The sequence below is a fragment of the Streptomyces sp. N50 genome (genome assembly GCF_033335955.1).
Lineage (GTDB): Bacteria > Actinomycetota > Actinomycetes > Streptomycetales > Streptomycetaceae > Streptomyces.
The window spans coordinates 2,555,663-2,581,903 of sequence record NZ_CP137549.1; the positions used below are offsets into that span (position 1 = coordinate 2,555,663).

Here is a 26,241-nt window from a genome sequence, read left to right on the forward strand (position 1 = left end):
ACGGAGGAGCGTGTGCCGCCTACGATGAGCCGCATGGGTGACGTACTGGCCGGATTTCATGCCGCCTGGGAGTTCGAGTCCGACTCCGTGGTCATCCGTTACGAACGCGGAATTCGAACACCCAAGCTATTCCAGGCGCTCGGTGAACGCCGGATCCCCTTCGAGGCGATCGAGGCGGTGACCCTCGCGCCCGGCCGGCGCGGCACGGTCGTGCTCCGCGCGGTGCCCCGGCCCGGCGCGGATCCGCTGATGGAGGCGGCCGCGGGGCAGCTGAAGGAGAGCTGCGATCCCTACCGGCTGGTGCTGCCCGCCGAGCGCGAGACGCTCGCCGAGTACTACGCCGACGAGTTGCGTGCGCGGCTGAAGCCGGAGGGCCCTGCCGAGCGGTTCCTGGTGGCCGCGCCCGAGGTGCCGTTGCGGTTCAAGGCGTACGACGGGAAGGCGTCCTTCGACGGGAAGACGGTGTCGTTCCGGTGGTTCTGGACGGGGGCGTCGTCGGCGAAGTGGAAGGCCGGCGACCAGAGCTTCGCGATCGCCGACCTGAATGGTGTCGAGTGGCGGTCGCCCGAAGTCTTTGAGGGGCATCTACGGCTGTTGCGCGGGGCCGAGTCGCTGCTGCCTGTCGATCAGGATCCGGCGGCCGTGGTGTTCGGGCTGGGGTATGGGCCTGTGCATGAGTCGTTGCCGTTCGCGGGGGCTGTGCTTGCGGCGGTTCGCTCCGCGCGGCCCAGCGTTGTGGTGCCGGCCGCGCGTCGCGACCCTGCGGATATCGCTGAGCGGATTCGTCACCTCGGGGAGTTGCATCAGGCGGGGCTGGTGACGGATGACGAATTCGCCGTGAAGAAGGCTGAGTTGTTGGCGGAGTTGTAGTTGGGGCTGCTTGTTGTTTTTTGACCGCGGGCCGGTGGGGGCTGGTCGCGCAGTTCCCCGCGCCCCTTAAAAGCGCTCCAGTCAAGGACGCTGCTCAGCTACTCCCTGCTGGACGAGGCGAAGGACATGTCCGCGTAGCGGTCGCCCGCCACCTTCCCGGCGATCGGCTCCAGGAGGGACAGGTCCTCATCCGTGAGGATGATCCTTGTTGCCGCTGTGTTCTCCTCCACCCGGCCGGGCTTGGTCGTGCCCGGGATGGGGATCACCGGGAGGCCGTGGACCTGGGCACGCTGTTGGACCCAGGCCAGGGCGATCTGGCCCAGGGAGGCGTCGTGGGCCTTGGCGACCGTGCGGACCGGGTCCAGGAGGGTGGCGTTGGCGGCCGCGTTCTCACCGGTGAAGCGGGGCTGGGTGCGGCGGTAGTCGCCCTCCGTCAGGTCCTGGTCGGCGTTCGAGAACGAACCCGTGAGGAAGCCTCGGCCGAGCGGTGAGTACGGTACGACCGCCGCGCCCAGGTCGGCGGCCGCGCCCACCAGGCTGATCTCGACGTCGCGGCTGAAGAGGGACCACTCCGACTGGACGGCGGCGATGGGGTGGACGGCGTGCGCCGCCCGCAGCTCCGCGCCCGTGACCTCGCTCAGGCCGAGGTGCTTCACCTTGCCCTCGGCCACCAGTTCCGCCATCGCGCCGACGGTGTCCTCGATCGGGACGGCCGGGTCGCGGCGGTGCATGTAGTAGAGGTCGATGACGTCGATGTCGAGGCGCTTCAGGCTCGCCTCGACCGCCTGGCGGATGTAGGGGCGGTCGTTGCGGATCACGCGCCGGGTGGGCTCGCCGGGCGGGATCGACAGGGCGAACTTGGTGGCGATGACGAGCTGGTCGCGGTGCGCCTTGAAGAACGGCGACAGGAACCGCTCGTTCTCGCCGACGCCGTACGCGTCCGCCGTGTCGTAGAGGGTCACGCCCAGGTCGAACGCGCGGTCCAGGGCGGCCTGCGACTGCTTCGCGTCCGAGGGGCCGTAGGCGAAGCTCATGCCCATGCAGCCGAGGCCCTGGACGCCGACCTCGGGGCCGGCCGCGCCGAGCCGTGCGGTCGGGATCGTGGTGTCGGTCATCCTGCCTTCTCCTGTTCGTAGGCGAGGCCGGCCTTGGCGTAGAAGTTGATCTTCCGGTCGAGGACGGCCAGGGTGTCCTGCAGTTCGGCGATCCTGGCGATGACGTCCCTGCGGGTCGATTCCAGGAGTTCGAAGCGGGCGCCGTAGGTGTGCTCGCCCTCGCGCATCAGCTCGGCGTAGCGGACCATGTCGGCGACCGGCATCCCGGTCAGGCGGAGCTTGCCGACGAGGTCGAGCCAGTCGAGGTCGCGGTTGCTGTAGCGGCGCTGGCCGGTGTGCGAGCGGTCGATGTGCGGCATCAGGCCGATGCGCTCGTACCAGCGCAGGGTGTGTGCCGTCAGGCCGGTGAAGGCGACGACCTCGCTGATCGTGTAGCTGTCCTCGCCGTCCGGACGCCGCTCGGCCTGCGGCGGGCCCGCGCAGCTGTCGGTACTGGTACCCGTGGTCTCCATCACCGTCATGACCACCACGCTATGGCCTTGGAGTGCACTCGAAGCAAGCGGAACCGGTAAGAAATCGACGGGACGGGACGGGGGTGCGGTGGATAGCGTGCGGGACATGAGTCTCGTACGACGGGCAGCCCCCGATGACGCCGCCGAACTGCTGCGACTGCGCCAGGTGATGATCGACGCGCTGCCCGATTCGGACCCGGGCACGGACTGGCACGCGGAGTCGCTGCCGACGCTGCGGGAGCGGCTGGCGTCGGACGAGGACTTCGGGGCGTTCGTCGTGGACCATCCCGAGCGGCCGGGGTCCCTGGCGGCCCTGGTCGTCGGCACGGTGGACTACCGGATCGGGAAGGCGGGGAACCCGCACGGGAAGGCCGGGTTCGTCTTCAGTGTGGCCACCGACCCGGACGCGCGGCGCCGGGGGTACGCGCGCGCGTGCATGGACGAACTGCTCCAGTGGTTCCGCGAGCGCGGCGCGGGCCAGGTCCTCCTCACCGCCTCCCCCGACGCCGAGCCGCTCTACGCCTCCCTCGGCTTCACCCGCAAGCCCGACCCCATGATGGGGCTCATGCTCTGAACCACTTACGCTCGACGGCATGTCCTTGCAGAGCCTCACGCTGATCGAGAACTGGCCGGTACCGACCGCTGCGGCCGGTGCCGTACGAGCCGACGGGACCGTCCTCGGGACCCACGGCCCGGCCGGCCACCGCTTCCCGCTCGCGTCGGTCACCAAGCCGCTCGCGGCGTACGCCGCCCTCGTCGCGTACGAGGAGGGCGCGATCGAGCTGGACGAACCGGCGGGCCCGCCCGGCTCCACGGTCCGCCATCTCCTCGCCCACACCTCGGGGCTGGCCTTCGACGAACACCGCGTGACGGCTCCGCCGGGACAGCGGCGCCTGTACTCGAACGCGGGCTTCGAGCAGCTCGGCGACCACCTCGCGAAGGCGACGGAGATCCCGTTCGCGGAGTATCTGCACCAGGCGGTCCTCGCTCCCCTGGGCATGACGTCGACGACGCTGGAAGGCGCCAACTCCCCGGCGAAGGACGGCGTTTCGACGGTCGAGGACCTCCTCCGCTTCGCCGCCGAACTCCAGTCCTCCCGCCTCCTCGACCCCCGCACGGTCGCCGAGGCGATGACGGTCCAGTACCCCGGCACGAAGGGCGTCCTCCCGGGCTACGGCCACCAGAACCCCAACGACTGGGGCCTCGGCTTCGAGATCCGCGACTCCAAGTCCCCGCACTGGACGGGCAGTTCGTCCTCGCCCCGCACGTTCGGGCACTTCGGTCAGTCCGGTACGTTCCTGTGGATCGACCCGGCGGCGGGCGTGGGCTGCGTGGCCCTGGCGGACCGGGCGTTCGGGCCGTGGGCGGTGGAGGCGTGGCCGCCGTTCACGGACGCGGTGCTCGCGGAGCTCTAGAGCATCTCCCACATCAACAGCTCGGCCCCGGTGGCCGCTTGGGCCACCAGATCCCGCGCGTCCGTGATCCGAGCCGCATCCCCCGGCCCCAACTTCTCCCCGCCCAGGCTCACTTCACCCCGCACCACATGCACATACACATGCGCGGCATCCGGTACGGCGGTCAACTCACCGGGGACGAGCCGCCGGACGTGCAGCATGGCCCCTGCCTCCGGCACCGCGTACGGCGTGGAGTCGGCGATGCCGTGCACGATCCCGTACGACGGTTCGCCGCCCGGCTCCAGCGGGGCGAGCCACATCTGCACGAAGGTCAGGGGCGAGTCGCCGTCGTTCCGCTCGACGTGCCGCACCCCGGCCCCCGAACCGAGCCGCTGAACATCACCGGGCCGGACCCGCGTCAGGTGCCCCGCGGAGTCCCGGTGGCTCAACTCCCCTTCCACGACCCAGGTGATGATCTCGGTATGGCTGTGCGGGTGCTCATCGAACCCGGCACCGGGAGCGAGCCGTTCCTCGTTGCAAGCGATGATCGCGCCGAAGCGGAGGTTGTCCGGGTCGTAATGCGGCCCGAAGGAAAAAGCATGCAACGACTCGATCCCGGCCTGCGGGTCACCCCCTGGGTAGCGCTCGGTGGAGCGCCGTACGTCCATCACGCCCTCAACGGTAGCCCTGCGGGCCACCTTCGGGAGACCTACGGCGTCCGGTCCGGCGCCGGGCGAGGGCCCACCCAGTCCAACTGTCCTCACGTGGACGGCCGAGAGGGAGCCGTAGGGGCGCGCCGGTGTCGAGAGACCCAGCGCGCGGAGGCGCGCAGCGCCGAGCACGGTGGATCTCTCGACACCGGCAAAGAGCGCCCCGAAGGCGACCGAACCAAAAGATGGTGCAGTCTTGTTCCCGTGCCCGAACCCGAAACCAGCAGACCCGCAGGCCCCGCACCCCGTGCCCACTCGCACCCGGCGACTCTGAAGCGGCTGGAGCAGTCGTCCGGGAGTCTCGCCGCCCAGGCCATCGCGCGCATGGACGAGACGCTGCCGTGGTACCGGGCGATGCCACCGGAGAACCGTTCCTGGATCGGGCTGGTCGCGCAGGCCGGTATCGCCGCGTTCACCGAGTGGTTCCGGCATCCGGACGCGCCGCAGGCCATCTCCACCGACGTGTTCGGGACCGCTCCCCGTGAACTGACCCGCGCTATTACCCTCCGGCAGACCGTCGAGATGGTGCGGACGACCATCGAGGTCATGGAGTCCGCCATCGACGAAGTCGCCGCCCCCGGCGACGAGTCCGTACTCCGCGAGGCGCTCCTCGTCTACGCCCGGGAGATCGCCTTCGCCACCGCCCAGGTGTATGCGCAGGCCGCCGAGGCCCGCGGCGCGTGGGACGCCCGGCTGGAATCGCTCGTCGTGAACGCCGTGCTGAGCGGGGAGGCCGACGAGGGGGCCGTGTCCCGGGCCGCCGCGCTCGGGTGGAACTCGCCCGAGCACGTCTGCGTCGTCCTCGGCACCGCGCCCGACGGCGACAGTGAGCTGACCGTGGAAGCGATTCGCCGCGCCGCCCGGCACGCCAAGCTCCAGGTGCTCACCGGCGTGCTCGGCGACCGGCTCGTCGTCATCGCCGGCGGGAGCGACAACCCGCTCGCCGTCGCCAAGTCGCTGATCGGGCCGTATGCCGCCGGGCCGGTCGTCGCCGGCCCCATCGTGCCCGACCTGCTCGCCGCCACCCGCTCCGCGCAGGCCGCCGCCGCCGGGCTCAAGGCGTGCTCCGCCTGGCAGGACGCCCCGCGCCCGGTACTGGCGGACGACCTGCTTCCGGAACGCGCGATGGCCGGTGACCCCAGCGCCCGGGACCAGTTGGTGGAGGAGATCTACAGACCGCTGGAGGAGGCCGGGTCCGCGCTCCTGGAGACGCTCAGTGTCTATCTGGAGCAGGCGAGTAGCCTCGAAGGTGCCGCGCGGATGCTGTTCGTCCATCCCAACACCGTGCGCTACCGGCTTCGACGTGTGACTGACGTCACCGGCTGGTCGCCGTCGGATGTACGCTCCGCGTTCACGCTGCGGATCGCGCTGATCCTGGGGCGTCTGGCCGATGGAGATCCCCAGAACTAGCCTTTTGTCGGGGCTCCACAAAACCCCTTCCCGTTCTTCGTCCCTGTCCCCACGGGCGGCCGTGCCCGTCCCCAAGAGAGAGTGTGAGAGTGCTCGTACTCGTCGCTCCCGGCCAGGGCGCCCAGACGCCCGGCTTCCTGACCCCCTGGCTCGACCTCCCCGGTGTCGAGGACCGTCTGCGTGCCCTCTCGGCCGCCGCCGACCTCGACCTGGTGCACTACGGCACGGACGCCGACGCGGACGAGATCCGTGACACCGCCGTCGCCCAGCCGCTGCTCGTCGCCGCCGGACTGGTCTCCGCGGCCGCCCTCGGCGCGGTGTCACCGGGTGCCGTCGCCGGTCACAGCGTCGGCGAGATCACCGCCGCCGTCCTCGCGGGCGTCCTGGACGACACGGCCGCCCTGACCCTCGTACGCGAGCGCGGTCTGGCGATGGCCGAGGCCGCCGCGATCACCCCGACCGGGATGTCCGCGCTGCTCGGCGGCGACCCGGACACCACGGTCGCGCACCTGGAGAAGCTGGGCCTGACCCCGGCGAACGTGAACGGCGCGGGCCAGATCGTGGCCGCCGGCACGCTGGAGCAGCTCGCCGCCCTGGAGGCCGACAAGCCCGAGGGCGTGCGACGGGTCGTAGCCCTGAAGGTGGCCGGCGCGTTCCACACGCGGCACATGGCCCCGGCGGTCGACACGCTCGCCAAGGCCGCGCAGGAACTGACGCCGGGCGACCCGACGATCACGTACGTCTCGAACAAGGACGGCAAGGCCGTCGCCACCGGTGCCGAGGTGCTGGAGCGGCTGGTCGGCCAGGTCGCCAACCCGGTCCGCTGGGATCTGTGCATGGAGACCTTCAAGGAGCTCGGCGTCACCGCGCTCCTGGAGGTGTGCCCCGGCGGCACCCTGACCGGCCTCGCCAAGCGCGCCCTGCCCGGCGTCAAGACGCTGGCCCTGAAGACCCCGGACGACCTCGACGCGGCCCGCGAGCTCATCGCCGAGCACGCCAACGCCTGAAGAAGGAGCCGTACGAACATGTCGAAGATCAAGCCGAGCAAGGGCGCACCGTACGCGCGCATCCTCGGTGTGGGCGGTTACCGTCCGGTCCGTGTCGTCCCGAACGAGGTGATCCTGGAGACGATCGACTCGTCCGACGAGTGGATCCGCTCCCGTTCGGGCATCGAGACGCGGCACTGGGCGAACGACGAGGAGACCGTCGCCGCGATGTCCATCGAGGCGTCCGGCAAGGCGATCGCGGACGCGGGCATCACCGCCGAGCAGATCGGCGGCGTGATCGTGTCCACGGTCTCGCACTTCAAGCAGACCCCGGCCGTGGCGACGGAGATCGCCGACAAGCTGGGCACGAACAAGGCCGCCGCGTTCGACATCTCGGCGGGCTGCGCGGGCTTCGGCTACGGCCTCACCCTCGCGAAGGGCATGGTCGTCGAGGGCAGCGCCGAGTACGTGCTCGTCATCGGCGTGGAGCGGCTGTCCGACCTGACCGACCTGGAGGACCGCGCGACGGCCTTCCTGTTCGGCGACGGCGCGGGCGCGGTCGTGGTCGGCCCCGCGAAGGAGCCGATGATCGGTCCGACCGTGTGGGGTTCGGAGGGCGACAAGTCCGACACCATCAAGCAGACCGTGCCGTGGACCGAGTACGACAGCACGGGCAAGTTCCCTGCGATCACGCAGGAGGGCCAGGCGGTGTTCCGCTGGGCCGTGTTCGAGATGGCGAAGGTCGCCCAGCAGGCGCTGGACGCGGCCGGGATCACCCCGGACGACCTGGATGTCTTCATTCCCCACCAGGCCAACGAGCGGATCATCGACTCGATGGTGAAGACGCTGAAACTGCCGGAGCACGTCACGGTCGCGCGTGACGTACGCACCACCGGCAACACCTCGGCCGCCTCGATTCCGCTCGCTATGGAGCGGCTTCTGGCGACCGGCGAGGCCAAGAGCGGCGACACCGCGCTCGTCATCGGCTTCGGGGCGGGTCTCGTGTACGCCGCGACGGTCGTTACCCTCCCCTAGGCACTCCGTGCCGGATCATCATCGGATCCGGCACGGCTGTACTCACCCGCCGCTGCCGCGGCGGGAACGCCACACCCTCTGGATCACAAAGAAGGAGCGCCTGACATGGCCGCCACTCAGGAAGAGATCGTCGCCGGTCTCGCCGACATCGTGAACGAGATCGCCGGCATCCCGGTTGAGGACGTCCAGCTGGACAAGTCCTTCACCGACGACCTGGACGTCGACTCGCTGTCCATGGTCGAGGTCGTCGTCGCCGCTGAAGAGCGCTTCGACGTCAAGATCCCCGACGAGGACGTCAAGAACCTCAAGACGGTCGGCGACGCGACCACCTACATCCTCGAGCACCAGGCCTGAGCCACCTCGTAGGCCCGGGCCACCGGGTCCGAGCCACCTCATAGGCCTGGCTGCATGGCCCCGCCACCCGGCGGTGGCGCCGCTTAATCCTCGTACCGTTGGAGAAAGAATTCCCGTGAGCCCGACCAATCGCACCGTGGTCGTCACCGGTATCGGCGCAACCACACCGCTGGGTGGCGACGCAGCCTCTACCTGGGAAGGCATGGTCGCCGGCAAGTCCGGCGTGAAGCCCCTGGAGCAGGAGTGGGCCGCCGAGCAGGCCGTCCGTATCGCCGCGCCGGCCGCCGTGGACCCCTCCGAGGTCATCCCGCGTCCGCAGGCCCGCCGCCTGGACCGCTCGGCGCAGTTCGCGCTGATCGCGGCCAAGGAGGCCTGGGCGGACGCCGGTTTCACCGACAAGGCCGGTGAGGACCCCGCCGTCGACCCCGACCGGCTGGGCACCGTCATCGCCTCCGGCATCGGCGGTGTGACGACCCTGCTCGACCAGTACGACGTGCTGAAGGAGAAGGGCGTCCGCCGCGTCTCCCCGCACACCGTCCCCATGCTGATGCCGAACGGCCCGTCCGCCAACGTGGGTCTGCTCGTGGGCGCCCGCGCGGGTGTGCACACGCCGGTCTCCGCGTGCGCCTCCGGCGCCGAGGCCATCGGCTACGCCATCGAGATGATCCGCACCGGCCGCGCCGACGTCGTCGTCGCGGGTGGCACGGAGGCGGCCATCCACCCCCTCCCCATCGCCGCGTTCGGCAACATGATGGCGATGTCCAAGAACAACGACGACCCGCAGGGCGCCTCGCGGCCCTACGACACCGGCCGCGACGGCTTCGTCCTCGGCGAGGGCGCGGGCGTTCTCGTCCTGGAGTCCGCCGAGCACGCCGCGAAGCGCGGTGCCCGGGTGTACGCCGAGGCGGTCGGGCAGGGCATCTCCGCCGACGGCCACGACATCGTGCAGCCGGAGCCGGAGGGGCGTGGCATCTCGCAGGCCCTGCGGAACCTGATGGACAACACCGACCTGGACGCGGCGGAGATCGTGCACGTGAACGCGCACGCGACGTCCACGCCCGCGGGTGACGTGGCCGAACTCAAGGCGCTGCGCAAGGTGTTCGGTGACGACGCGGACCACATGGCTGTCTCGGCCACGAAGTCCATGACCGGGCATCTGCTGGGTGGTGCGGGGGGTGTCGAGTCGGTCGCCACCGTGCTCGCGCTGTACAACCGGATCGCGCCGCCGACCATCAACGTCGAGAACCTTGACCCGGAGGCCGAGGCCAACGCGGATGTTGTTCGCGGGGAGGCTCGGAAGCTTCCTGTTGAGGGGCGGATTGCTGCCCTGAACGACTCGTTCGGGTTTGGTGGGCACAACGTGGTGTTGGCGTTCCGGACGGTCTGAGGCGGTTGCTGAACTGTGTGTGGCCCGCTCCCGGGGTATTGGGGGCGGGCCACATGTCGTTTGTCGGCTTACGGCCGGTGGGGGCTGGTCGCGCAGTTCCCCGCGCCCATAAAAGCCTCACACCACCTGGTGTAGCCAGCGGACCGGAGCTCCCTCACCCGCGTACCTGAACGGCTCCAGCTCGTCGTCCCAGGGCTTGCCCAGGAGCTTGGCGATCTCGGCCTCCAGGTCGGTCTCGCCCTGTTGGGAGCGGGTCAGGGCCGCGCGCAGGCGGTCCTCCGGGATGAGGATGTCGCCGTGGATGCCGGTGACGGCGTGGAAGATGCCCAGGTCGGGGGTGCAGCTGTAGCGCTCGCCCTCGGCGGTGGGGTTGGGCTCGGCCGTTACCTCGAAGCGGAGGAGGTGCCAGCCGCGGAGGGCTGAGGCGAGTTTGGAGGCGGTGCCTGCCTCCGCCTGCCAGGAGAATTCGGAGCGCCATGTTCCGGGGGCGGCGGGCTGTCGGATCCAGTCGAGGCTGACGCGTGTGCCGAGCACCCCGGCGACGGCCCACTCGACGTGCGGGCACAGCGCGCGCGGCGCGGAGTGCACGTACAGAACTCCACGTGTCGTCACCGGGACCTCCGGACAGAGCGGGGCATCTTGCTGACTGGCGAACGGCGGCGGCAGGGCAGCCACGTTGAGGGCGAGGCTACCGTGCGGCGGCGCGCGGAGTGTGACGTACCGTCCCTCCCGGTGCCAGGAAACGCCGCCATTCACCCATGGGGACGCTTGTACGGGGGTGTGCCGTTGCATCGCACACGTGCGGGAACCCTCGCGCGTTGTTATGGGAGGGGACCGCTACACGACTTCAAGGGGCTGGGCCAGGGCATGCGAAACCGACGTCACCGTTCACAGGCCGTGCTCGCCGTCCTGGCGGCGACCGTCCTGGGAGCCGCCGGCTGCGACTCCGGCGGAGGCGGATCCGCCGGCGCGCACAGCAAGAGCGGTACGGCGGCCGAGGCCAAGCCCTCCCCCACCCCGCTGTGGGACAGCAGCCCGTCCTCGGTCGCGGCGGTCGGTGACTCCATCACCCGTGGTTTCGACGCCTGTTCGGTCCTGTCGGACTGCCCCGAGGTGTCCTGGGCGACCGGCAGTTCGGCCTCGGTCGACAGTCTCGCCGTACGGCTGCTGGGGAAGACGGGTGCGGCCGCGCGCAGCTGGAACTACGCGGAGACCGGGGCGCGGATGGCCGACCTGCCCGCACAGATCGGCCAGGCGGCCGCGCACAAGCCGCAGTTGGTCACGGTGATGGTGGGGGCCAATGACGCCTGCGCGGCCTCTACCTCGGCCATGACCTCTGTCGCCGAATTCCGCGCCGAGTTCGAGGACTCGCTGAAGTCCCTGCGCCGGGCGCTGCCGAAGACGCAGGTCTACGTCGCCAGCGTGCCGAATCTCAAGCGGCTCTGGTCGCAGGGGCGGACGAACCCGCTGGGCAAGGAGGTGTGGAAGCTGGGCATCTGCCCCTCGATGCTGGCCGACGCGGATGCCCTGGACGCGGCGGCGACCGAGCGGCGCGACACCGTGCAGGACCGGGTGGAGGCGTACAACAAGGTCCTTGAGCAGGTGTGCGCGACGGACGAGCGGTGCCGTTTCGACGGGGGCGCGGTCTACGACTACCGGTTCGGGACGGACCAGTTGAGCCACTGGGACTGGTTCCACCCGAGTACGGACGGGCAGGCGCGGCTCGCCGAGATCGCCTACCGGCACGTCACCGCGCGCACACCCGTGACCTAGGGTTTCCCTCATGAGCGAACTTTTCGGCACCCTTCCCGACGGCACGCCGGTGCACCGCTGGACGCTGGAGCGGGCCGGTGTGCGGGTGCGGGTGCTGTCGTACGGCGGGATCGTGCAGTCGGTGGAGGTGCCGGACCGGGCGGGCCAGGTGGCCGACGTGGTGCTCGGGTTCGCGGATCTGGACGGCTATGTCGCCCATCCCGAGCCGTATCTCGGAGCGTTGGTGGGGCGGTACGCGAACCGGATCGCGGGCGGCCGTTTCCCGCTGGAGGGCGTCACGTACTCGCTGGCGCAGAACAACGCGCCGAACTCCCTGCACGGCGGCGAGCGCGGCTTCGACAAGCGGGTGTGGGACGTCGAGCCCGTCGAGCACGGGGTGCGGCTCAGCCGGGTCAGCGCGCACGGCGAGGAGGGCTTCCCGGGGCGCCTCGCCGTCTCGGCGACGTACACGCTGGACGCGTCGGGCGCGCTGCGCTTCGGCTACGAGGCGACGACGGACGCGCCGACCGTAGTGAACCTCACGAACCACAGCTACTTCGACCTGAGCGGCGCGGGCAGCACGGGCGGTCCGGGTGGTCATGAACTCCGGCTCGCCGCTTCCCGGTTCACGCCGGTCGACGGCGACCTGATCCCGACCGGCGCCCTCGACGACGTGGCGGGCACGCGCTTCGACTTCCGCGAGGCGCGGAAGGTGGGCTCCGGCTACGACCACAACTTCGTGCTGGACAAGGGCCTCACCCCTGCCCCCGTCGAGATCGCCGAGCTGTACGACCCGGCGTCCGGGCGGGTGTTGACGGTGGCGACGACCGAGCCCGGCATCCAGCTCTACACCGGTGAGCATCTGGGCGAGCCGTTCGGCGCGGGGGCCGGGATCGCCCTGGAGACCCAGCATTTCCCCGACTCCCCGAACCGCCCGGAGTTCCCGAGCACGGAGCTGCGCCCGGGCGACACCTACCGCTCGGAGACGGTGTACGGCTTCTCGGCCCGCTGAGCTGGCCGCCTGAGCTGGCCGCCTGAGTCGGGCGCCCGGGCACGAATGAGCCCCGGTCCAGGGGTCAGGTCCCGGACCGGGGCTGTCTGAGGGGGACGGCGTCCCGGGTCAGACGTTAATCGTCGTCGCGACCCTGCGGTCGGTGATCGAGCGCCCGGCCTGGATCTCGTACGAACCCTTTACAAATGCCCACGCGTTCGCCGTCTCATCCCAGATCTCGAAAGATCGGCGCGGAAGTTCGACGACCACGTCGACGCTCTCGCCGGGCCCGGCCTCGACCCCGGCGAATCCGGCCAGCCAGCGGGCGGGACGCTCCGGGTCGGCCTCGACGGGGGCCAGATAGACCTGGACGACCTCACGGCCGTGCCGGGCACCGGAGTTGGTGATCCGGACGGTCACGCTCGTGCCCTCCGCCTCGATCGCGTCGTAGCTCCAGTCGGTGTAACCGAGGCCGTGTCCGAAGGGGTACGACGGGGTGCGGCCCTCCTTCTCCCAGGCGCGGTAGCCGATGAACACGCCCTCGGTGTACGGGAGTTCGCCGTTCTCCGGGACGACCTGGGTGACCGGGGCGTCGGTGAGGGAGCCCCAGGTGGTGGGGAGCCGGCCGCCGGGTTCGTGGGTGCCGGTGAGGACGTCGGCGAGGGCCGCGCCGCCCTCCTGGCCGGGGAACCAGCCGAGCAGGACGGCGGCGACCTCGTCGCGCCAGGGCAGTTCGACCGGGGAGCCGGCGTTGACGATCACGACGGTGTTCGGGTTGGCGGCGGCGACGGCGTGCACCAAGTCGTCCTGGCGGCCGGGGAGTTGGAGGTCCGTCCGGTCGTAGCCCTCGGACTCGACGCGTTCGGTGGTGGCGACCACGACGACGGCGGTGTCGGCGGTGCGGGCCAACTCGACGGCCTCGGCGATGAGTTCGTCGGGGTCGCGCTGCGGTTCCTGGTGGACGAGGGTGAAGCCGATGACCTTGAGGTCGCGGTTCTCGGCGAAGCTCACGACGTAGGTCAGGGACACCTCGACCGGGGTGCCGGCGGTGAGGTCGACGCGGGCGCGGGGTGCGGGGGCGCCGAAGAAGGAGCTGAACGGGTCGTCCTTGAGCGGGCGTTGGACGTCGTCGTAGTACGTCGTGCCGTCGACGGTGAGGGTGAAGGCGCCGAGTCCCTTGATGCCGAAGGTGTGTTGCCCGGTCTCGCGCGGGGTGAAGGTGCCGGCGAGTTCGACGGTGTGGAGGGTGTCGTGGGTGACGCCCTCGGGGAGGTCCTCACCCATCCACCGGAGCTGTCCGCTGGGTGCGGAAGCGGTGCCGATGACCTGGCCGGCCGCGTCGCGGCAGACGGCGCGCAGCTCGAACCCCTTGTCGGCGTCGGCGAGTTCGGTGTTCGGGTCGGCGCCGACGGCGTAGCTGAGGGTGCCGTCGGGGAGGGCGGCGGTGAGGCCGTCGAGCGGGGAGACGACGTGGGTCGGGAAGACGATGGCGGAGCCGCCGCCGAGGACCCGGGCGTCGCGGGCGGCGGCGCCGAGGAGCGCGACGGTGCTGTTCGGCTTCAGCGGGAGGGCGTCGTTCTCGTTGCGGACGAGGACGAAGGAGCGGCGGGCGATCTCGCGGGCGAGGGCCTCTCCGTCCACGGGGGACGGGAGTTGGGCTTGTGCGACGACGGGTTCGGCACCGTCCAGGATGCCGACGCGGGCGGCGAGCCGCAGTACGTTCCGTACGGCGGTGTCGACGGTGGCCTCCTCGACCTCGCCGTCGCGCACGGCCCGGGCGAGGGCCTCGCCGTAGACGGTCTTCGGGCCGGGCATCGCGACGTCGAGGCCGCCCTCGATGGTGCCGACGGTGGAGCGGGCGGCGGTCCAGTCGGAGACGTTGAAGCCGTCGAAGCCCCATTCGCCGCGCAGGATCTCGTTCACCAGGTAGCGGTGCTCGGACATCGTCGTGCCGTTGACCGTGTTGTACGCGGTCATGATGCCCCAGGGGTGGGCGTTCTCGACGATGAGCTCGAAGGGGGCCAAGTACAGCTCGCGCAGGGTGCGTTGGGAGATCAGGTTGTTCACGGTGAAGCGGTCGGTCTCGGCGTCGTTGGCGACGAAGTGCTTGACTGTGGTGCCGACGCCGCCGGACTGGACGCCCTCGACATACCCGACGCCGATCCGCCCGGTGAGGTACGGGTCCTCGCTGTACGCCTCGAAGTGCCGTCCGCCGAGGGGTGATCGGTGGAGGTTGACGGTGGGGGCGAGGAGGACGTGCACACCCTTGCGGCGGGCCTCCTGGGCGAGCAACACGCCCGCGCGGTGGGCGAGTTCGGGGTCCCAGCTGGCGGCGAGGGCGGTGGGGGACGGCAGCGCGACGGACGGATCGTCGGCGGTCCAGCGCACGCCCCGGACGCCGATGGGGCCGTCGGACATGACGAGGGACTTCAGACCGATCTCCGGGAGCGCGGGCAGCGACCACATGTCCTGCCCGGCGAGCAGCCGCGCCTTGTCATCCAGGCCGAGCTTGCCGAGGGCCGCCTCGACGACCGCGTCGACCGCTCCGCCCGCTTCGACTGCTTCACGGGGTCCCGCCATCCCGGTGCCTCCTCGCTGAGTCCGTGTGGTGCCGTGCCTCCATCGTGCATCGGTTGCCTGTAGAGCGGTAGGTTTCGTAACCTTGCTGTTATGTGAACGGTCGCCGGGTGTCGTACGGTGACGCCATGAACGCCACGAACTCCAGGACCCGGCGCGAGGAACGACGCGGCGAGATCGTGCGGGCGGCCCTGGAGGTGATCGCCGAGCGCGGTTACCGGGGCGCGAGCCTGGCGGCGGTGGCGGAGCGGGTCGGCCTGACCCAGCAGGGTCTGCTGCACTACTTCCCCACGAAGGACGCGCTGCTCGTCGCCGTCCTGGAGGAACGGGACCAGTGGGACGCGGTGCCGGACACCCGCTGGCGCGTCGACCTCCTGGCCTCCCTGGTCGAGTACAACGCGATGCGGCCCGGGATCATCCAGACCTTCTCGGCCCTCCTCGGCGAGAGCGTCACGGAGGGGCATCCGGCGCGGGACTACTTCTCCGAGCGGTACGTCCGCGTCCGGGCGAACATGGCGGGGGTCCTGCGCGCCGAGTACGGCGACCGGTTGCCGAACGGCCTGACGCCCGAGCGGGCGGCTCCGCTGCTGGTGGCGGTGATGGACGGGCTGCAGTACCAGTGGCTGCTGGATCCGGAGTCGGTGGACATGCCGGGGGCGTTCAGGGACTTCCTCGCGCTGCTGGGCGAGGAGTGAGTCAAGGGCCGAGGCCGTGAACTCGCCTGCTACTGACGCCAGATGACGGCCAGCGTCTTGCTCACGACACACACGAGGGCGAGGACGAGGGCCCAGCCGTAGACGCCGGCGAGCACCAGCGCGGCAACCCCGGCCCCGAACCACACCACCTCGAACCCGACCCGACCGGCGCCCCGCACCTTGTACCTGGCCTTGGGCGACCCGCACAACCCCCACAGCACGGCGAGCACGACGGGCCCACCGACACCGAGCAGCCAGGTCAGCGGCGTGGCGAGGTCCCGCGTGAACCCCCAGTAGCCGACGGCGACGAGCGCGCCGACCTCGATCGCGAAGAGGACGCCGAGGTTCGCTGCTTTCGCTGTCCCCGCTGCGGTCATGGGCGGCAGTATCGCCCGAAGGGGATCACCCTGTCGCGGGTACGGCGGCCACGATTTCGACCTCGACCAGCGCCTCCGCCCGGAACAGCCGGGGCACCTCGAAGGTCATGCTGGTGCCGGGGTGCTGGAGGAGGCGGCGGGGCGGCGCGAGTCGCCCGTCGCACCCGTGGCGTAGACCACTCCCGTCACGCGATACTGCGGCCGAACGGCACCGCCCCGCACCGCACCCCACTGCGCACGGAAGGCCTCAACCACCTTGAACGTCATACGAGTTCGGACCGGCATCCTCGGCCTGGCCCTGCTGGCCGGTTTCTCCGCCCCCAGTACCGGGGCGGCGGCCGACACCACCCTGTCCCCGACCGTCGAGGAGCAGCGGCTCGACAAGGAAGTCCCCCAGGAGATCCTCGAGCACTCCGGATTCGACACCGTCGCACCGGAGTTCACCCGAGCGCTCGAAGCCGCGCACAACTACGCGCAGGCCCGCCGCATCGTCGTACGCGAGGGAACAGCACTGTGGCAGCGAGCAGTTGACCGGGCGCAGGGGCGGGGTCCGGTGGGCGGTGATCTCAGCCGGGACGACGATCGGCCGTTGTACTGGGCGCGGTTGGGGATGACCCGGGAAGTTCGGGAGTGGGAGCCCGGGTTCGGGATCTCGGAGGGGCAACGGGCCGCTCTGCTGGGGCAGTTGGAAATGACCTCGCGGGGGCAGAGCAGTATCCGGTATCCGCACGAGAAGGGGATCAAGCGGATTCTCGTGACCGGGTTCGACCCGTTCACGCTCGACGCGGACATCCGGATCTCCAATCCCTCCGGGGCCACCGCGCTCGCGCTCGACGGCACGGTGATCCAGACGGCGGACGGGCCGGCGCGGATCGAGACGGCCATGTTCCCCGTGCGGTGGGCGGACTTCGCCGAGGGGACCGTGGAGCGGGCGTTGCGGCCGTATCTGCCGAAGGTGGATCTGTTCACGACCGTGAGTCAGGGCCGGGTGGGCCGTTTCGACGTGGAGCGGACCAACGGGGCCTGGCGGGGCGGATATCCCGACAACGACAACGTGTCGAAGACGGAGACCGTGCCCGTCGCCGACCCGGCCTCGCAGCCCCAGTGGACGTCGACGACCCTGCCGTACAAGGCGATTGTGGCCGCCGACACCGGGCGGTTCCCCGTCTACGACCACACCGAGGTGACCGAGATTCCGGCGGGCGCGACCGCTCCTGTCGTACGGCCGGACGGACCCACCGCGGGGTCCACGGCCCGTTCCGGAGGCGGCGGGAACTATCTCTCCAACGAGATCGCCTACCGCGCCACGCTGCTACGGGACCGGCTCGGGCTGCACGACTCGCTGCCGGGTGGGCACATCCACACGCCGGTGCTGCAGTTCGGGGCGGGGAACACGGACCCGGCGACCGGGACGATCACCGATCCGGACTTCGTACGCAACCGGGTGGACATCATCGCGCAGGTGAGGGCGATGGTGACGGTGGCTATGGACGCGGAAGCCGGTTCATAGGGTCGTAGAAGACGATTCGCCCTCGTCCTGCGCGTCGTCCCCCTCGGTCTCCTCGCCCAACAGCTCCCGCGCCATCATCGTCGCCCCAGCCACCGCCCCCGGCATCAGGAACACCGCGACGAACGGGACCAGGAAGGAGAGGCCGAGGGGGGTGCCGAAGCCCCAGATCAGGGTCTTGCGGGAGCGGAGGAGAGTGAGGCGGGCGCGGAGGTCGATGCCCCGGCGCTGGAGGGCGACCGCCGTCAGCTCCTCCGTGAGGAAGAAGCCCGTGACGAAGAACCCGATCACCGGGATCACCGTCTGGCCGATGAACGGGACGAAGCCCAGGGCGAAGAGCAGGATCCCCCACAGCACCGCGCGGACCAGGATGCGGAGGCTGTCGCGGGCCGAGATCCACAGTTCGCGCCAGAGCGGGAGGCCCGATTCGGGGGCCGTGCCGTCCGGGGAGACGTCCCGGTCGACCTTCTCGGAGAGGGTCTCGTAGAAGGGCTGGCCTATGAGGAGGGTGACGGCGGTGAAGGTCAACACCGAGAGGAGCAGGGCCAGTACGAACAGCACCGCCGTGAGGAAACCGCGGAACAGGCCCTGCCACGGGCTCGCCCAGTCGTCCGCGAAGGGCGTCGCCCAGGAGACGAAGTCCTGGCCCCAGAGCGCCAGCGCGACCAGCGCCGCCACGTACAGGACCAGCGTGATCAGACCGGGGATCAGCCCGAAACCGTAGTGCCTCCCGTGCCGCGCCATCCAGCGCTGGCCCTTCAGGAGATAGCCGAACCCCGCGCCAAGATCATGCATGGGGCGAACTTTACGGTGCGCCTCACGCTCGGTCGACACCGCTACGCACCCGCGTTCGACACCGCCACCACAACCCCCCGCTCCGCCGCCGGCGACACCGCCGCCGTCACCCGTACCGCCGTCGCCCGGGCCACCCGCCCCGCGCGGGAGGTCGCGGACAGGAGGGCCGGCTGGAGACGTTCCAGGGCGGAGACGAGGAGTTCCTCGCCCGCGACCAGCACCGGTCCGGCCACCTTCGTGGTCGCCGCCGCGGCTTCGGTGAGGTCGGCCAGGGGCGGGAGCGCGGCCCGGACCACGTTCACGCCCGCGGTCGCCGCCCGTTGCGCGAGGGCCACCTGGAACGGCAGCAGCGGAGCCAGCGCCGCCGTCAACGCCTCGGCCACGCGCCGGAGTTCGGGGGACGATTCGGCCAGGGTGTCGGCCAGCGCGCGGATCAGCGGGGTGAGGGCCAGCAGGACGCCCGCCGCCACGCCCGCCGCCGCGGGCAACAGTGGGGACGCCGCCTCGACCAGGTCGCCGAGTGCCGTGGCGAACTCCTCGACCGCCGGTTCCACCGCGTCCAGGATCGGCAGCAGGCTGTCGCCGATCACCGTCAGCAGGGCCTGCGCCGGTGCGCTCACCGGGTGCACGGCCAGCGGGGCGCCGGTCGTGCCGAGCCGGGTCAGGGTGTCGACGATGCGGTAGAACGCCTCCTGGGCCTGCGGCGACGCGCTCGCCTCGGCCAGTTCGGCGGTGGTCTCGCGCAGGACCCGTAGCGCCTCGGCGCCCGAACCGTCGCGTGGATCAAGGGTGTTGATCGCGATCCTGGTGATGTTCCCGGCCGTGTCCAGGAGTTGGCCGGTGATGTCGGTGGTGCTGCGGGCCATGCGCAGCACCTCGTCCCTGCTGGGGAGCGAAGGAATCGTTGCCATGGGAACTCCTCGCCGTGCGCACCCGCTGCTCGGTACCTGTGCTCAGCATGCCCCCTCCCCGGCCCCCCGAATGCGCCATCCGGGGCATCGACGACACCAACAACTTCCTGTTCACCGTTGAGTCGAACAGGTGCGGCTCGCCGTACCGATCTCTGGAACCAAAGAGGAGGTACGCGTGCGCACCATTGCCCGAGCCGTCCCCCCGAGACCCGTTCTGATCACCGCCGTCGCCCTGACCACCGCCGCCGGTTCGCTCCTGCTCCAGCCCCGTCCGGCGGACGCCACGCCCCGGCCCGTCCCCCGCCGGGGTTCCGCGCCCGACCCGGCCGTCCGTGAGGGCTCCGGCCCCGACCGGTACGCCGGCCGCGCGCCCGTCACCGCCGCCCGCCGCGCCCTCACCGCCACCGTCCCGCGCACCGACCCCCGCCTCGGCTACCCCCGCCGCCAACGCCTCTCCCCCGACCCGGCGAACCCCGCCGACACCTCCCTCAAACTCGGCCTGACCCCGTACCACGCCCTCGCCCCGCGCCTGAACTCCCTCCAGCGGCTGGGCGATCGGGTGAGTGCCGAGGTCGCGGGCGTCTCGTCCGGCGGCCACCGGCTCTACCTCGTCACGGTCACCGCCCCGGAGACCACCGCCCAGGCCACCGCACAGGAACGAATGCGCGACCTCATCGAGAACGCGCCCGCCACCGCCGCCAAGTCCTTTGAGATCAAGACCAGTTACAAGACACCGGTCCTCTTCGACAACAACATCCACGGCGACGAACGCGAGGGCACCGACGCCTCCCTCGACCTCATCCAGCAGCTCGCCACCGCCAACGACACCAAGACAAAAGACCTGTTGGCGCACAGCCGCCTCTACTTCAACATCACCGCGAACCCCGACGGCCGTATCGCCGGCACCCGCGCCAACGCCAACGGCTTCGACCTCAACCGGGACCTGATCACCGCCTCACAGCCCGAGGCCCGCGCGATCCGCGCGCTCACGATCGACAAACAGCCCGCCGTCCTGCTCGACCTGCACGGTTACGTCAACGGCACGCTCATCGAGCCGACCACTCCCCCGCACGGCGAGAACTACGAGTACGACCTCTTCCTCAAGAACACCTACGCCAACGCCCTGGGCATGGAGACCGCCGTCAACGCCCTCGGCTACACACCGGCGAAGGACGGGGTCTCCCCCGCCCAGATCCCCTTCCGCGACCAGGCGGAGGGCTGGGACGACTGGCCCCCGGTCTTCACCCCGCAGTACGCGGCCTTCCAGGGCGCGGTAGCCGCCCACACGGTCGAGATCCCGCTCCAGGTGAACAACTCCGCCTCCGACACCCTCCCCACCACCGAGCTGCACCGCCGCGCCGCGATCAACGTGGCGGTCGCGGGCGCGGCCATGCGCGCGACCCTCGACTTCGCCCGGTCCCACCGGACTTCCCTCATCGCCGACCAGATCGAGATGTTCCGGCGCGGAGCCGCGGGCGTCGAACAAGTACCCGTGTCGGCGCGAACCGTCCCGGGAGTCCCGGGCATCGGCCCTGAGGACGTCTACACAACCACCTTCCCCCGCGCCTACACCATCGCGCCCGACACCGCGGGCGCCCGCCTCGTCACCCACCTCATCGCCAACGACGTCCGCGTGCTACGCGCGGCGACCGGCCCGTACGTCGTCGACACGCACCAGCCCAAACGGGGCCTGGCGAACGCCCTGTTGGCCGACGGCCGGGACATCAGCGACAAGGTGACGGCGATGTACGACATCTCGGCCTGGAGCCTGGGCCGCCTGTGGGGCGCCCAGGTCAAGGCCGTAACCACCCTCCCCAGCAGCCCCCTAGCCGCCATCACCGCCCCCTCCCCCGTAGCCCACGTCGCCCCGCACGGCGACCTCCGCCTCCCCCTCACCGACCCGGCCGAGTTGGCGGCCCTCAACTCCCTCCTCAGACAAGGGATTCCGGTACGACGGTCAGCGGACGGCAGCGCGATCGTGCCGGAGCCGAGGACAGCGACAGCACGGGCGAAGGTGACCGAGGCCGCGACGGCCTACGACGTGGCATTCGAGGCCACAACCCTCCCCGGTGTCACGGCACTCCACCCCGTCCGCGTCGCCGCGGCCGTCACCCCGGGCGAGCTGTTCGCGCTGCGGGAGATGGGCTTCGAGGTCACGCCCGTGTCGACGGACATCCTGAACGCGGGAAACGCGGGAAACGCGGGATTCGACTGGTCGAAGGCCGATGTGCTGTTCGTGTCGACGGAGTTGGAGGACGGCGACCTGACCCCGACCGCCCGCACCGCCCTCCGCACCTTCCTCTCCTCCGGGCACGGACTCGTCGGCCGGGGCGTCACCGGCGCCGCGCTCGCCTCCGCGACCGGACTGCTGACGGCAACGCCCGTCGAGGGCACCGAGGAGGCCAACGGCGTTGTACGGGTGGTGAATTCAGGGCCGATCACCACCGGCACCCAGCCCTATGGTTTCGTCTACGCGCCGGTGTGGTTCACCGAACTCGGCCCCACAGTCCGCGTCGAGCAGTCGTACACAACCGGAAGTCCTCTCCTCGCCGGGCACTGGCGGAAGCGGGCCGACGGCTCCGGCGGCCCCGCCGACGCGGCGGGACGACCGTCGGTCGTCAGTGACAGGCGAGCTGTCCTGTTCGGCACGGAGCCGCTCTTCCGGGATCATCCGAAGGGGGAACTCCCGCAGGTCGGGCGGGCGTTGTTCACCATGGCACACACGATCGACGGCACACGAGCGATGGCACACGCGAGCAGCGGATCAGTCGAGGAGAGCAGATGACCCAGGAGATCCACGGCACCGTAGCCGACGGTTTCGAAACGGTGCGGGAGGAGTTCGCCGCGTTCGTTGCGACCGAACGCGCCGATTATGAGGGCCAGTTGTGTGCGTACGTACACGGCCGACGGGTCGTCGACCTGTGGGCGGGACCACCCGGCACCGACGCCGACTCGCTCTATGGCGTGTTCTCGTCCACGAAGAGCGCCGCGCACCTCGTGGTGGCGCTGCTCGTGCAGGACGGCACGCTGGAGCTGGACCGCAAAGTGACCTACTACTGGCCGGAGTTCGCGTCCGAGGGCAAGGGCGCGCTGACACTGCGCGAGCTGCTCGCGCACCGGGCGGGCCTGGTCGGCACGGACACGGGGTTCACGCTCGACGAGCTGGCCGACGACCGGGCGGTGGCCGAACGCCTAGCCGACCAGCGCCCGTTCTGGCGTCCGGGCACGGTCTTCGGCTATCACGCCCTGGTGATCGGCGCGTTGACCGGCGAGATCGTACGGCGGGCCACGGGCCGTTCGCTCCGGGACGTGCACGAGGAGAGAGTGCGGGCGCCGTACGGCCTGGACTTCTTCCTCGGCCTACCGCCGGCGCACGAGCCCCGATTCCGCACCGTCCAGCCCCAGTTGCTGCCCCCCGACCAGCAGGACGCCCGCGCAGCCGAGCCACCCAACCCCCACAGTCTCGCCGCGATCGCGTTCAACGAGCACGCGGCGCAGCCGACCGTCCTGGAGTCACTGCCGAACGAGCGGGTGATCCGGGCCAAGGGTCCCGCGTCGATCGGCGGGGTGGCGTCGGCGCGCGGTCTCGCCGGCCTGTACGCGGCGGCGATCAGCGAAGTCGACGACCGGGCCGCCCTGTTGAAGCCGGACACGGCGGCCGAGTTCGGCCAGCTGCACTCCGTCGGCTACGACGTGGTGACCGGCACGCACCGGGCGTACGGCCTCGGCTTCCAGGCCACCGCGGACGCCGCCTACCCGTTCCTGGGCGCCGGCACCATCGGCCACAGCGGCGCGGCAGGCTCCCAGGCCTTCGCCGACCCCCGCAGCGGCCTGGCCTACGGCTACACCAGGCGCCGGTTCGCCTTCCCGGGCGGGGCGGCCCTGGAGAACGAGGGGTTGGTACGGGCCGTCCACAAAGCAGCACTGGCAAGCTGAACAAACGGCGTGGGCCCTCACCACCGGCGAGGGCCCACCAAGTTCCACTGTGCCAACGTGGACGGCCGAGAGGGAGCCGTAGGGGCGCGCCGGTGTTGAGAGCCCCAGCGCGCGGAGGCGCGCAGCGCCGAGCACGGTGGGGCTCTCAACACCGGCTCCCAGCGCCCCGAAGGCGACCGAACCAAAAGAGGTGCGCGAGGGGTGCGCTGACAGCACAGGCCCACTGACACGACGCCACTCAACACCGGCCCACCTACGCAAAGCCTCCCGACACCGGCCCCGTCAGAGACCCGAGCCCCTAAAGAACACCGCCCCCGTCAAAGCTTGACGATCATCTTCCCGGTGTTCTCCCCGCGCAGCTGCCCGAGGAACGCCTCCAGGTTGTTCTCGATGCCCTCGACAACGGTCTCGCGGTACTTGAGCTCGCCGGAGGCCACCCACGCGCCGACCTCCTGGACGAACTGCGGCTGCAGGTCGTAGTGGTCGCCGACGAGGAAGCCCTCGATGCGGCCGCGGGTCTGGATGAGGCGGCTGAGGTTCTGCGGGCCGGGGGCGGGCTCGGTGTTGTTGTAGACCGAGATCATGCCGCAGATGGCAATACGCCCACGCTCGTTCAGGGAGCCGATCGCCGCCTCCAGGTGCTCGCCGCCGACGTTGTCGAAGTACACGTCGACGCCGTCCGGGGCGGCCTCGCGGAGCTGCTCGGCGACCGGGCCGTTCTTGTAGTTGAAGGCCGCGTCGAAGCCGTACTCCTCGACGAGGAGCTTGACCTTCTCGTCCGAGCCGGCCGAGCCGATGACCCGGGAGGCGCCCTTGAGCTTGGCGATCTGGCCGACCTGGCTGCCGACGGCACCCGCGGCGCCGGAGACGAAGACCGAGTCGCCCTCCTTGAAGGACGCGGTGCGCAGCAGACCGGCGTAGGCGGTGAGGCCGGTCATGCCGAGGACGCCGAGGTAGGTGGAGAGCGGGGCGAGGTCGGGGTCGACCTTGACGGCGCCCTTGGCGTCGATGGTCGCGTACTCGCGCCAGCCGCCGAAGTGCAGGACGTGGTCGCCGACCGCGAAGCCCTCGGCGTTCGACTCGACGATCTCGCCGACCGCGCCGCCCTGCATGACCTTGCCGAGCTCGAAGGGGGCGGTGTACGACTTGCGGGCGCTCATGCGGCCGCGCATGTACGGGTCGACCGACAGGTACTTGTTCCGCACCAGCACCTGGCCCTCGGCCGGGGCCCGGGTCTCGGTCTCCACCAGGGCGAAGTCCTCGGGCTTCGGCCAGCCGACCGGGCGGCTGAGGAGGTGCCATTCGCGGTTGATCATCACAAGCGCCTTTCGTAGTGCAGGGGGCCGTGCGGGGTGACTCGCAGGGGACTCACACGCTGCCGAATACTTCAGTACCTGAAACAACCATGCTCCTGAATATTTCATGATGTCAAGTAACGGGGTACTCTGAGTCCATGGCCACACCCGAAAAGACGCGTCGCTCCGACCCCGTGACCATGGAGGTCGTCGAGCTGATCGGCGATGTCGTGGCGCGGTTCTACGCGGACTACGAGGAGGCGGCGGGCGACCACGCGCTGACCGGAGCCCAGGCCAGGCTGCTCAGCCTGCTGTCCCTGGAGCCGCTGCCGATGCGCAAACTGGCGCGGAAGCTGAAGTGCGAGCCGTCGAACGTCACGGGGATCGTGGACCGGCTGGAGACGCGCGGCCTGGTGGAGCGCCGCCCCGACCCCGCCGACCGCCGCGTGAAGCTGGCGGCGGCCACGGACGAGGGGCGCCGGGTGGCCCGTAGCCTGCGCGAGTCCCTACGGTTCGCCCGCGAGCCGCTGGCCGGGCTGTCGGACGAGGAGCGGCTGGCGTTGCGGGGGTTGCTGCGGCGGATGCTGGAGGTCTGAGCCGGTCCACCCCACGGGGGGGGTGCGAGCCGAGCGACTCAGCGCCACCACTCGCGCCCTACGAACACCACCACAGAATCTGCTTACAGGTCTCCGAGGGCGACGGCGTCGGACTCGGGTCCGAGGACGACGGGTCCGAGGACGGGGTGGTCGTCGGGTCCGACGTGGACGTGGACGCAGGGGACGTGGCACCACCACCGGTGTCCGTCGTGGGCGTCAGCGTCGCCTTGGGGTCCTTCGTCTCCTTCGCGGACTTCGAAGGCGACGCGGACGGTGACGCCGACACGTCCGGAGACGCCGTACCCGCGCTGGTTCCGACGGTCTTCGTGACGTCCAGGGGCTCCGCCGTCTGGCTGGCCTCCGCGTCCGAACCGCCCTCCGCGGACGCGCCCGGCGCCGCGGACCTGGAGGTCGAGAACGGCGCGTCCGTGCCGAGCTCTGCCAGACTCAGGCCGCCCGCCGCCAGTACGAAACCGGCCGTTATCAGCAGCACCCGGCGCCGCCGCCTCCGGTGCGCCGCGGCCTTGCGATCGCGACGGCTCGCACCCGCCGCGTCCGGGCTCTCGACGTCGTCGTCCTCGGCCGCGACGTGGGCGGTGTCGACCCGACCCCGCCCGCGGCTCTTCCGCCGCGCGGCACGCCCCTGAGGCTCGCCGTGCGAGTGGCCGTCCTCGCGACCGTCCTCGTGCGCGGCGACAGGCACATCCGCGCCCGCACCCACACCCGCACCCCCGCCCGCGTCCGCACCCTCGCGCAGGGCGTCGTCCGTCTGCGGGCGTACGTCAACTCCGCGCGCGTGGGCGCCAGTTGGGTCGACCGGGGTTTCGACTGGTGCGCCGCACCCCGGGCACGCGAGGGCGCCGTTCAGGTGCCGGCCGCAGGGGTGGCAGTAGTCCATGACGCCGGAAGACTAAGTTCCTCACAGGTAACGTTCATAGGCGCGCCTGTGAAAGTTGTGTAGGGACGCGGCGGGAAACGACAAGAACCGTCACGAACCGACGCCGCCGAGCGGTACGCCGATCGCGTCTCTTGCCGAAACCGTTACGCGTTCGACCCATTGACACCCCTGCCCCGCCGTCCTTACTGTCTGCCCAGC

Annotated in this window: 25 protein-coding genes; 15 read left to right on the top strand and 10 right to left on the bottom strand. The window is 70.7% G+C overall.

Annotated elements, in window-relative coordinates; genetic code table 11:
- The first annotated feature begins 24 nt into the window (after positions 1 to 24).
- The gene (locus tag R2B38_RS11170; RefSeq protein WP_033286882.1) at positions 25 to 870 is read left to right on the top strand and encodes a DUF4429 domain-containing protein; all 846 of its coding nucleotides are present in this window, start codon (positions 25 to 27) and stop codon (positions 868 to 870) included.
- Positions 871 to 968: 98 nt separating this feature from the next.
- On the opposite strand, the gene R2B38_RS11175 is transcribed toward R2B38_RS11170, so the two are convergent.
- Both R2B38_RS11175 and R2B38_RS11180 read right to left on the bottom strand, forming a co-directional pair.
- Positions 969 to 1,985 carry an aldo/keto reductase gene (locus R2B38_RS11175; RefSeq protein WP_318016094.1) on the bottom strand — a complete coding sequence of 339 codons (1,017 nt, stop codon included), beginning with the start codon at positions 1,983 to 1,985 and terminating at the stop codon, positions 969 to 971.
- Positions 1,982 to 2,446 carry a MerR family transcriptional regulator gene (locus R2B38_RS11180; RefSeq protein ID WP_318016095.1) on the bottom strand — a complete coding sequence of 155 codons (465 nt, stop codon included), beginning with the start codon at positions 2,444 to 2,446 and terminating at the stop codon, positions 1,982 to 1,984. The genes R2B38_RS11175 and R2B38_RS11180 overlap by 4 nt, the downstream gene beginning before the upstream one ends.
- A gap of 97 nt (positions 2,447 to 2,543) precedes the next feature.
- On the opposite strand from R2B38_RS11180, the gene R2B38_RS11185 reads away from it, so the two are divergent.
- Both R2B38_RS11185 and R2B38_RS11190 read left to right on the top strand, forming a co-directional pair.
- Positions 2,544 to 3,011: a GNAT family N-acetyltransferase gene (locus tag R2B38_RS11185; protein ID WP_318016096.1), complete on the top strand. Its 468-nt coding sequence runs from the start codon at positions 2,544 to 2,546 to the stop codon at positions 3,009 to 3,011.
- 19 nt (positions 3,012 to 3,030) lie between these two features.
- On the top strand, positions 3,031 to 3,852 hold the full coding sequence (locus tag R2B38_RS11190; RefSeq protein ID WP_318016097.1) for a serine hydrolase domain-containing protein: 822 nt from the start codon (positions 3,031 to 3,033) through the stop codon (positions 3,850 to 3,852).
- On the opposite strand, the gene R2B38_RS11195 is transcribed toward R2B38_RS11190, so the two are convergent.
- Positions 3,849 to 4,499, bottom strand: a complete 651-nt coding sequence (locus tag R2B38_RS11195) for a pirin family protein (protein ID WP_318021644.1) — start codon at positions 4,497 to 4,499, stop codon at positions 3,849 to 3,851. The genes R2B38_RS11190 and R2B38_RS11195 overlap by 4 nt on opposite strands.
- Positions 4,500 to 4,745: 246 nt before the next feature.
- Between R2B38_RS11195 and fasR the strand changes: the two genes are divergently transcribed.
- The 5 genes from fasR to R2B38_RS11220 all read left to right on the top strand — a co-directional run bounded on the left by fasR (position 4,746) and on the right by R2B38_RS11220 (position 9,713).
- The gene (gene fasR / locus R2B38_RS11200) at positions 4,746 to 5,951 is read left to right on the top strand and encodes a fatty acid biosynthesis transcriptional regulator FasR (RefSeq protein WP_033286877.1); all 1,206 of its coding nucleotides are present in this window, start codon (positions 4,746 to 4,748) and stop codon (positions 5,949 to 5,951) included.
- 89 nt (positions 5,952 to 6,040) lie between these two features.
- Positions 6,041 to 6,958, top strand: coding sequence for an ACP S-malonyltransferase (locus tag R2B38_RS11205; protein WP_318016098.1), 918 nt, complete (start codon positions 6,041 to 6,043; stop codon positions 6,956 to 6,958).
- Between the two features lie 18 nt (positions 6,959 to 6,976).
- Positions 6,977 to 7,972 carry a ketoacyl-ACP synthase III gene (locus tag R2B38_RS11210; RefSeq protein WP_033286875.1) on the top strand — a complete coding sequence of 332 codons (996 nt, stop codon included), beginning with the start codon at positions 6,977 to 6,979 and terminating at the stop codon, positions 7,970 to 7,972.
- A gap of 105 nt (positions 7,973 to 8,077) precedes the next feature.
- Complete coding sequence (locus tag R2B38_RS11215; protein WP_033286874.1) at positions 8,078 to 8,326, top strand: acyl carrier protein; 249 nt, start codon at positions 8,078 to 8,080, stop codon at positions 8,324 to 8,326.
- Positions 8,327 to 8,441: 115 nt separating this feature from the next.
- Complete coding sequence (locus R2B38_RS11220) at positions 8,442 to 9,713, top strand: beta-ketoacyl-[acyl-carrier-protein] synthase family protein (protein ID WP_318016099.1); 1,272 nt, start codon at positions 8,442 to 8,444, stop codon at positions 9,711 to 9,713.
- Positions 9,714 to 9,830: 117 nt separating this feature from the next.
- On the opposite strand, the gene R2B38_RS11225 is transcribed toward R2B38_RS11220, so the two are convergent.
- Entirely contained in the window at positions 9,831 to 10,325 is a 495-nt protein-coding gene (locus tag R2B38_RS11225; protein WP_033286872.1) for a DUF3145 domain-containing protein, read from the bottom strand.
- Positions 10,326 to 10,580: 255 nt separating this feature from the next.
- On the opposite strand from R2B38_RS11225, the gene R2B38_RS11230 reads away from it, so the two are divergent.
- Both R2B38_RS11230 and R2B38_RS11235 read left to right on the top strand, forming a co-directional pair.
- Complete coding sequence (locus tag R2B38_RS11230; protein ID WP_318016100.1) at positions 10,581 to 11,486, top strand: SGNH/GDSL hydrolase family protein; 906 nt, start codon at positions 10,581 to 10,583, stop codon at positions 11,484 to 11,486.
- A 10-nt stretch (positions 11,487 to 11,496) separates the two neighbouring features.
- On the top strand, positions 11,497 to 12,477 hold the full coding sequence (locus R2B38_RS11235; protein ID WP_318016101.1) for an aldose epimerase family protein: 981 nt from the start codon (positions 11,497 to 11,499) through the stop codon (positions 12,475 to 12,477).
- Between the two features lie 108 nt (positions 12,478 to 12,585).
- On the opposite strand, the gene R2B38_RS11240 is transcribed toward R2B38_RS11235, so the two are convergent.
- Positions 12,586 to 15,036: a beta-glucosidase family protein gene (locus R2B38_RS11240; protein ID WP_318016102.1), complete on the bottom strand. Its 2,451-nt coding sequence runs from the start codon at positions 15,034 to 15,036 to the stop codon at positions 12,586 to 12,588.
- A 107-nt stretch (positions 15,037 to 15,143) separates the two neighbouring features.
- Here R2B38_RS11240 and R2B38_RS11245 point away from each other — a divergent pair, with 107 nt between their 5' ends.
- Positions 15,144 to 15,728 carry a TetR/AcrR family transcriptional regulator gene (locus tag R2B38_RS11245; protein WP_318016103.1) on the top strand — a complete coding sequence of 195 codons (585 nt, stop codon included), beginning with the start codon at positions 15,144 to 15,146 and terminating at the stop codon, positions 15,726 to 15,728.
- A 29-nt stretch (positions 15,729 to 15,757) separates the two neighbouring features.
- Here the strand turns inward: R2B38_RS11245 and R2B38_RS11250 are convergent, their stop codons facing one another.
- Complete coding sequence (locus R2B38_RS11250; RefSeq protein WP_318016104.1) at positions 15,758 to 16,105, bottom strand: YrdB family protein; 348 nt, start codon at positions 16,103 to 16,105, stop codon at positions 15,758 to 15,760.
- A gap of 256 nt (positions 16,106 to 16,361) precedes the next feature.
- Here R2B38_RS11250 and R2B38_RS11260 point away from each other — a divergent pair, with 256 nt between their 5' ends.
- Positions 16,362 to 17,615 carry a pyroglutamyl peptidase gene (locus R2B38_RS11260; RefSeq protein ID WP_318016105.1) on the top strand — a complete coding sequence of 418 codons (1,254 nt, stop codon included), beginning with the start codon at positions 16,362 to 16,364 and terminating at the stop codon, positions 17,613 to 17,615.
- On the opposite strand, the gene R2B38_RS11265 is transcribed toward R2B38_RS11260, so the two are convergent.
- On the bottom strand, positions 17,610 to 18,407 hold the full coding sequence (locus tag R2B38_RS11265; RefSeq protein ID WP_318016106.1) for an EI24 domain-containing protein: 798 nt from the start codon (positions 18,405 to 18,407) through the stop codon (positions 17,610 to 17,612). The two genes, R2B38_RS11260 and R2B38_RS11265, sit on opposite strands and share 6 nt — an antisense overlap.
- 41 nt (positions 18,408 to 18,448) lie before the next feature.
- A complete protein-coding gene (locus tag R2B38_RS11270; RefSeq protein ID WP_033286863.1) occupies positions 18,449 to 19,318 on the bottom strand; it encodes a hypothetical protein in 870 nt (289 codons plus the stop codon).
- 175 nt (positions 19,319 to 19,493) lie between these two features.
- Here R2B38_RS11270 and R2B38_RS11275 point away from each other — a divergent pair, with 175 nt between their 5' ends.
- Positions 19,494 to 22,103, top strand: coding sequence for a M14 family zinc carboxypeptidase (locus R2B38_RS11275; protein ID WP_318016107.1), 2,610 nt, complete (start codon positions 19,494 to 19,496; stop codon positions 22,101 to 22,103).
- Entirely contained in the window at positions 22,100 to 23,254 is a 1,155-nt protein-coding gene (locus R2B38_RS11280) for a serine hydrolase domain-containing protein (RefSeq protein WP_318016108.1), read from the top strand. Before R2B38_RS11275 ends, R2B38_RS11280 begins: the two co-directional genes overlap by 4 nt.
- 317 nt (positions 23,255 to 23,571) lie before the next feature.
- Here the strand turns inward: R2B38_RS11280 and R2B38_RS11285 are convergent, their stop codons facing one another.
- Positions 23,572 to 24,570, bottom strand: a complete 999-nt coding sequence (locus R2B38_RS11285) for an NADP-dependent oxidoreductase (protein ID WP_318016109.1) — start codon at positions 24,568 to 24,570, stop codon at positions 23,572 to 23,574.
- Between the two features lie 137 nt (positions 24,571 to 24,707).
- On the opposite strand from R2B38_RS11285, the gene R2B38_RS11290 reads away from it, so the two are divergent.
- Entirely contained in the window at positions 24,708 to 25,145 is a 438-nt protein-coding gene (locus R2B38_RS11290; protein ID WP_318016110.1) for a MarR family winged helix-turn-helix transcriptional regulator, read from the top strand.
- A 58-nt stretch (positions 25,146 to 25,203) separates the two neighbouring features.
- On the opposite strand, the gene R2B38_RS11295 is transcribed toward R2B38_RS11290, so the two are convergent.
- Complete coding sequence (locus R2B38_RS11295; protein WP_318016111.1) at positions 25,204 to 26,043, bottom strand: hypothetical protein; 840 nt, start codon at positions 26,041 to 26,043, stop codon at positions 25,204 to 25,206.
- Between the last annotated feature and the right edge of the window lie 198 nt (positions 26,044 to 26,241).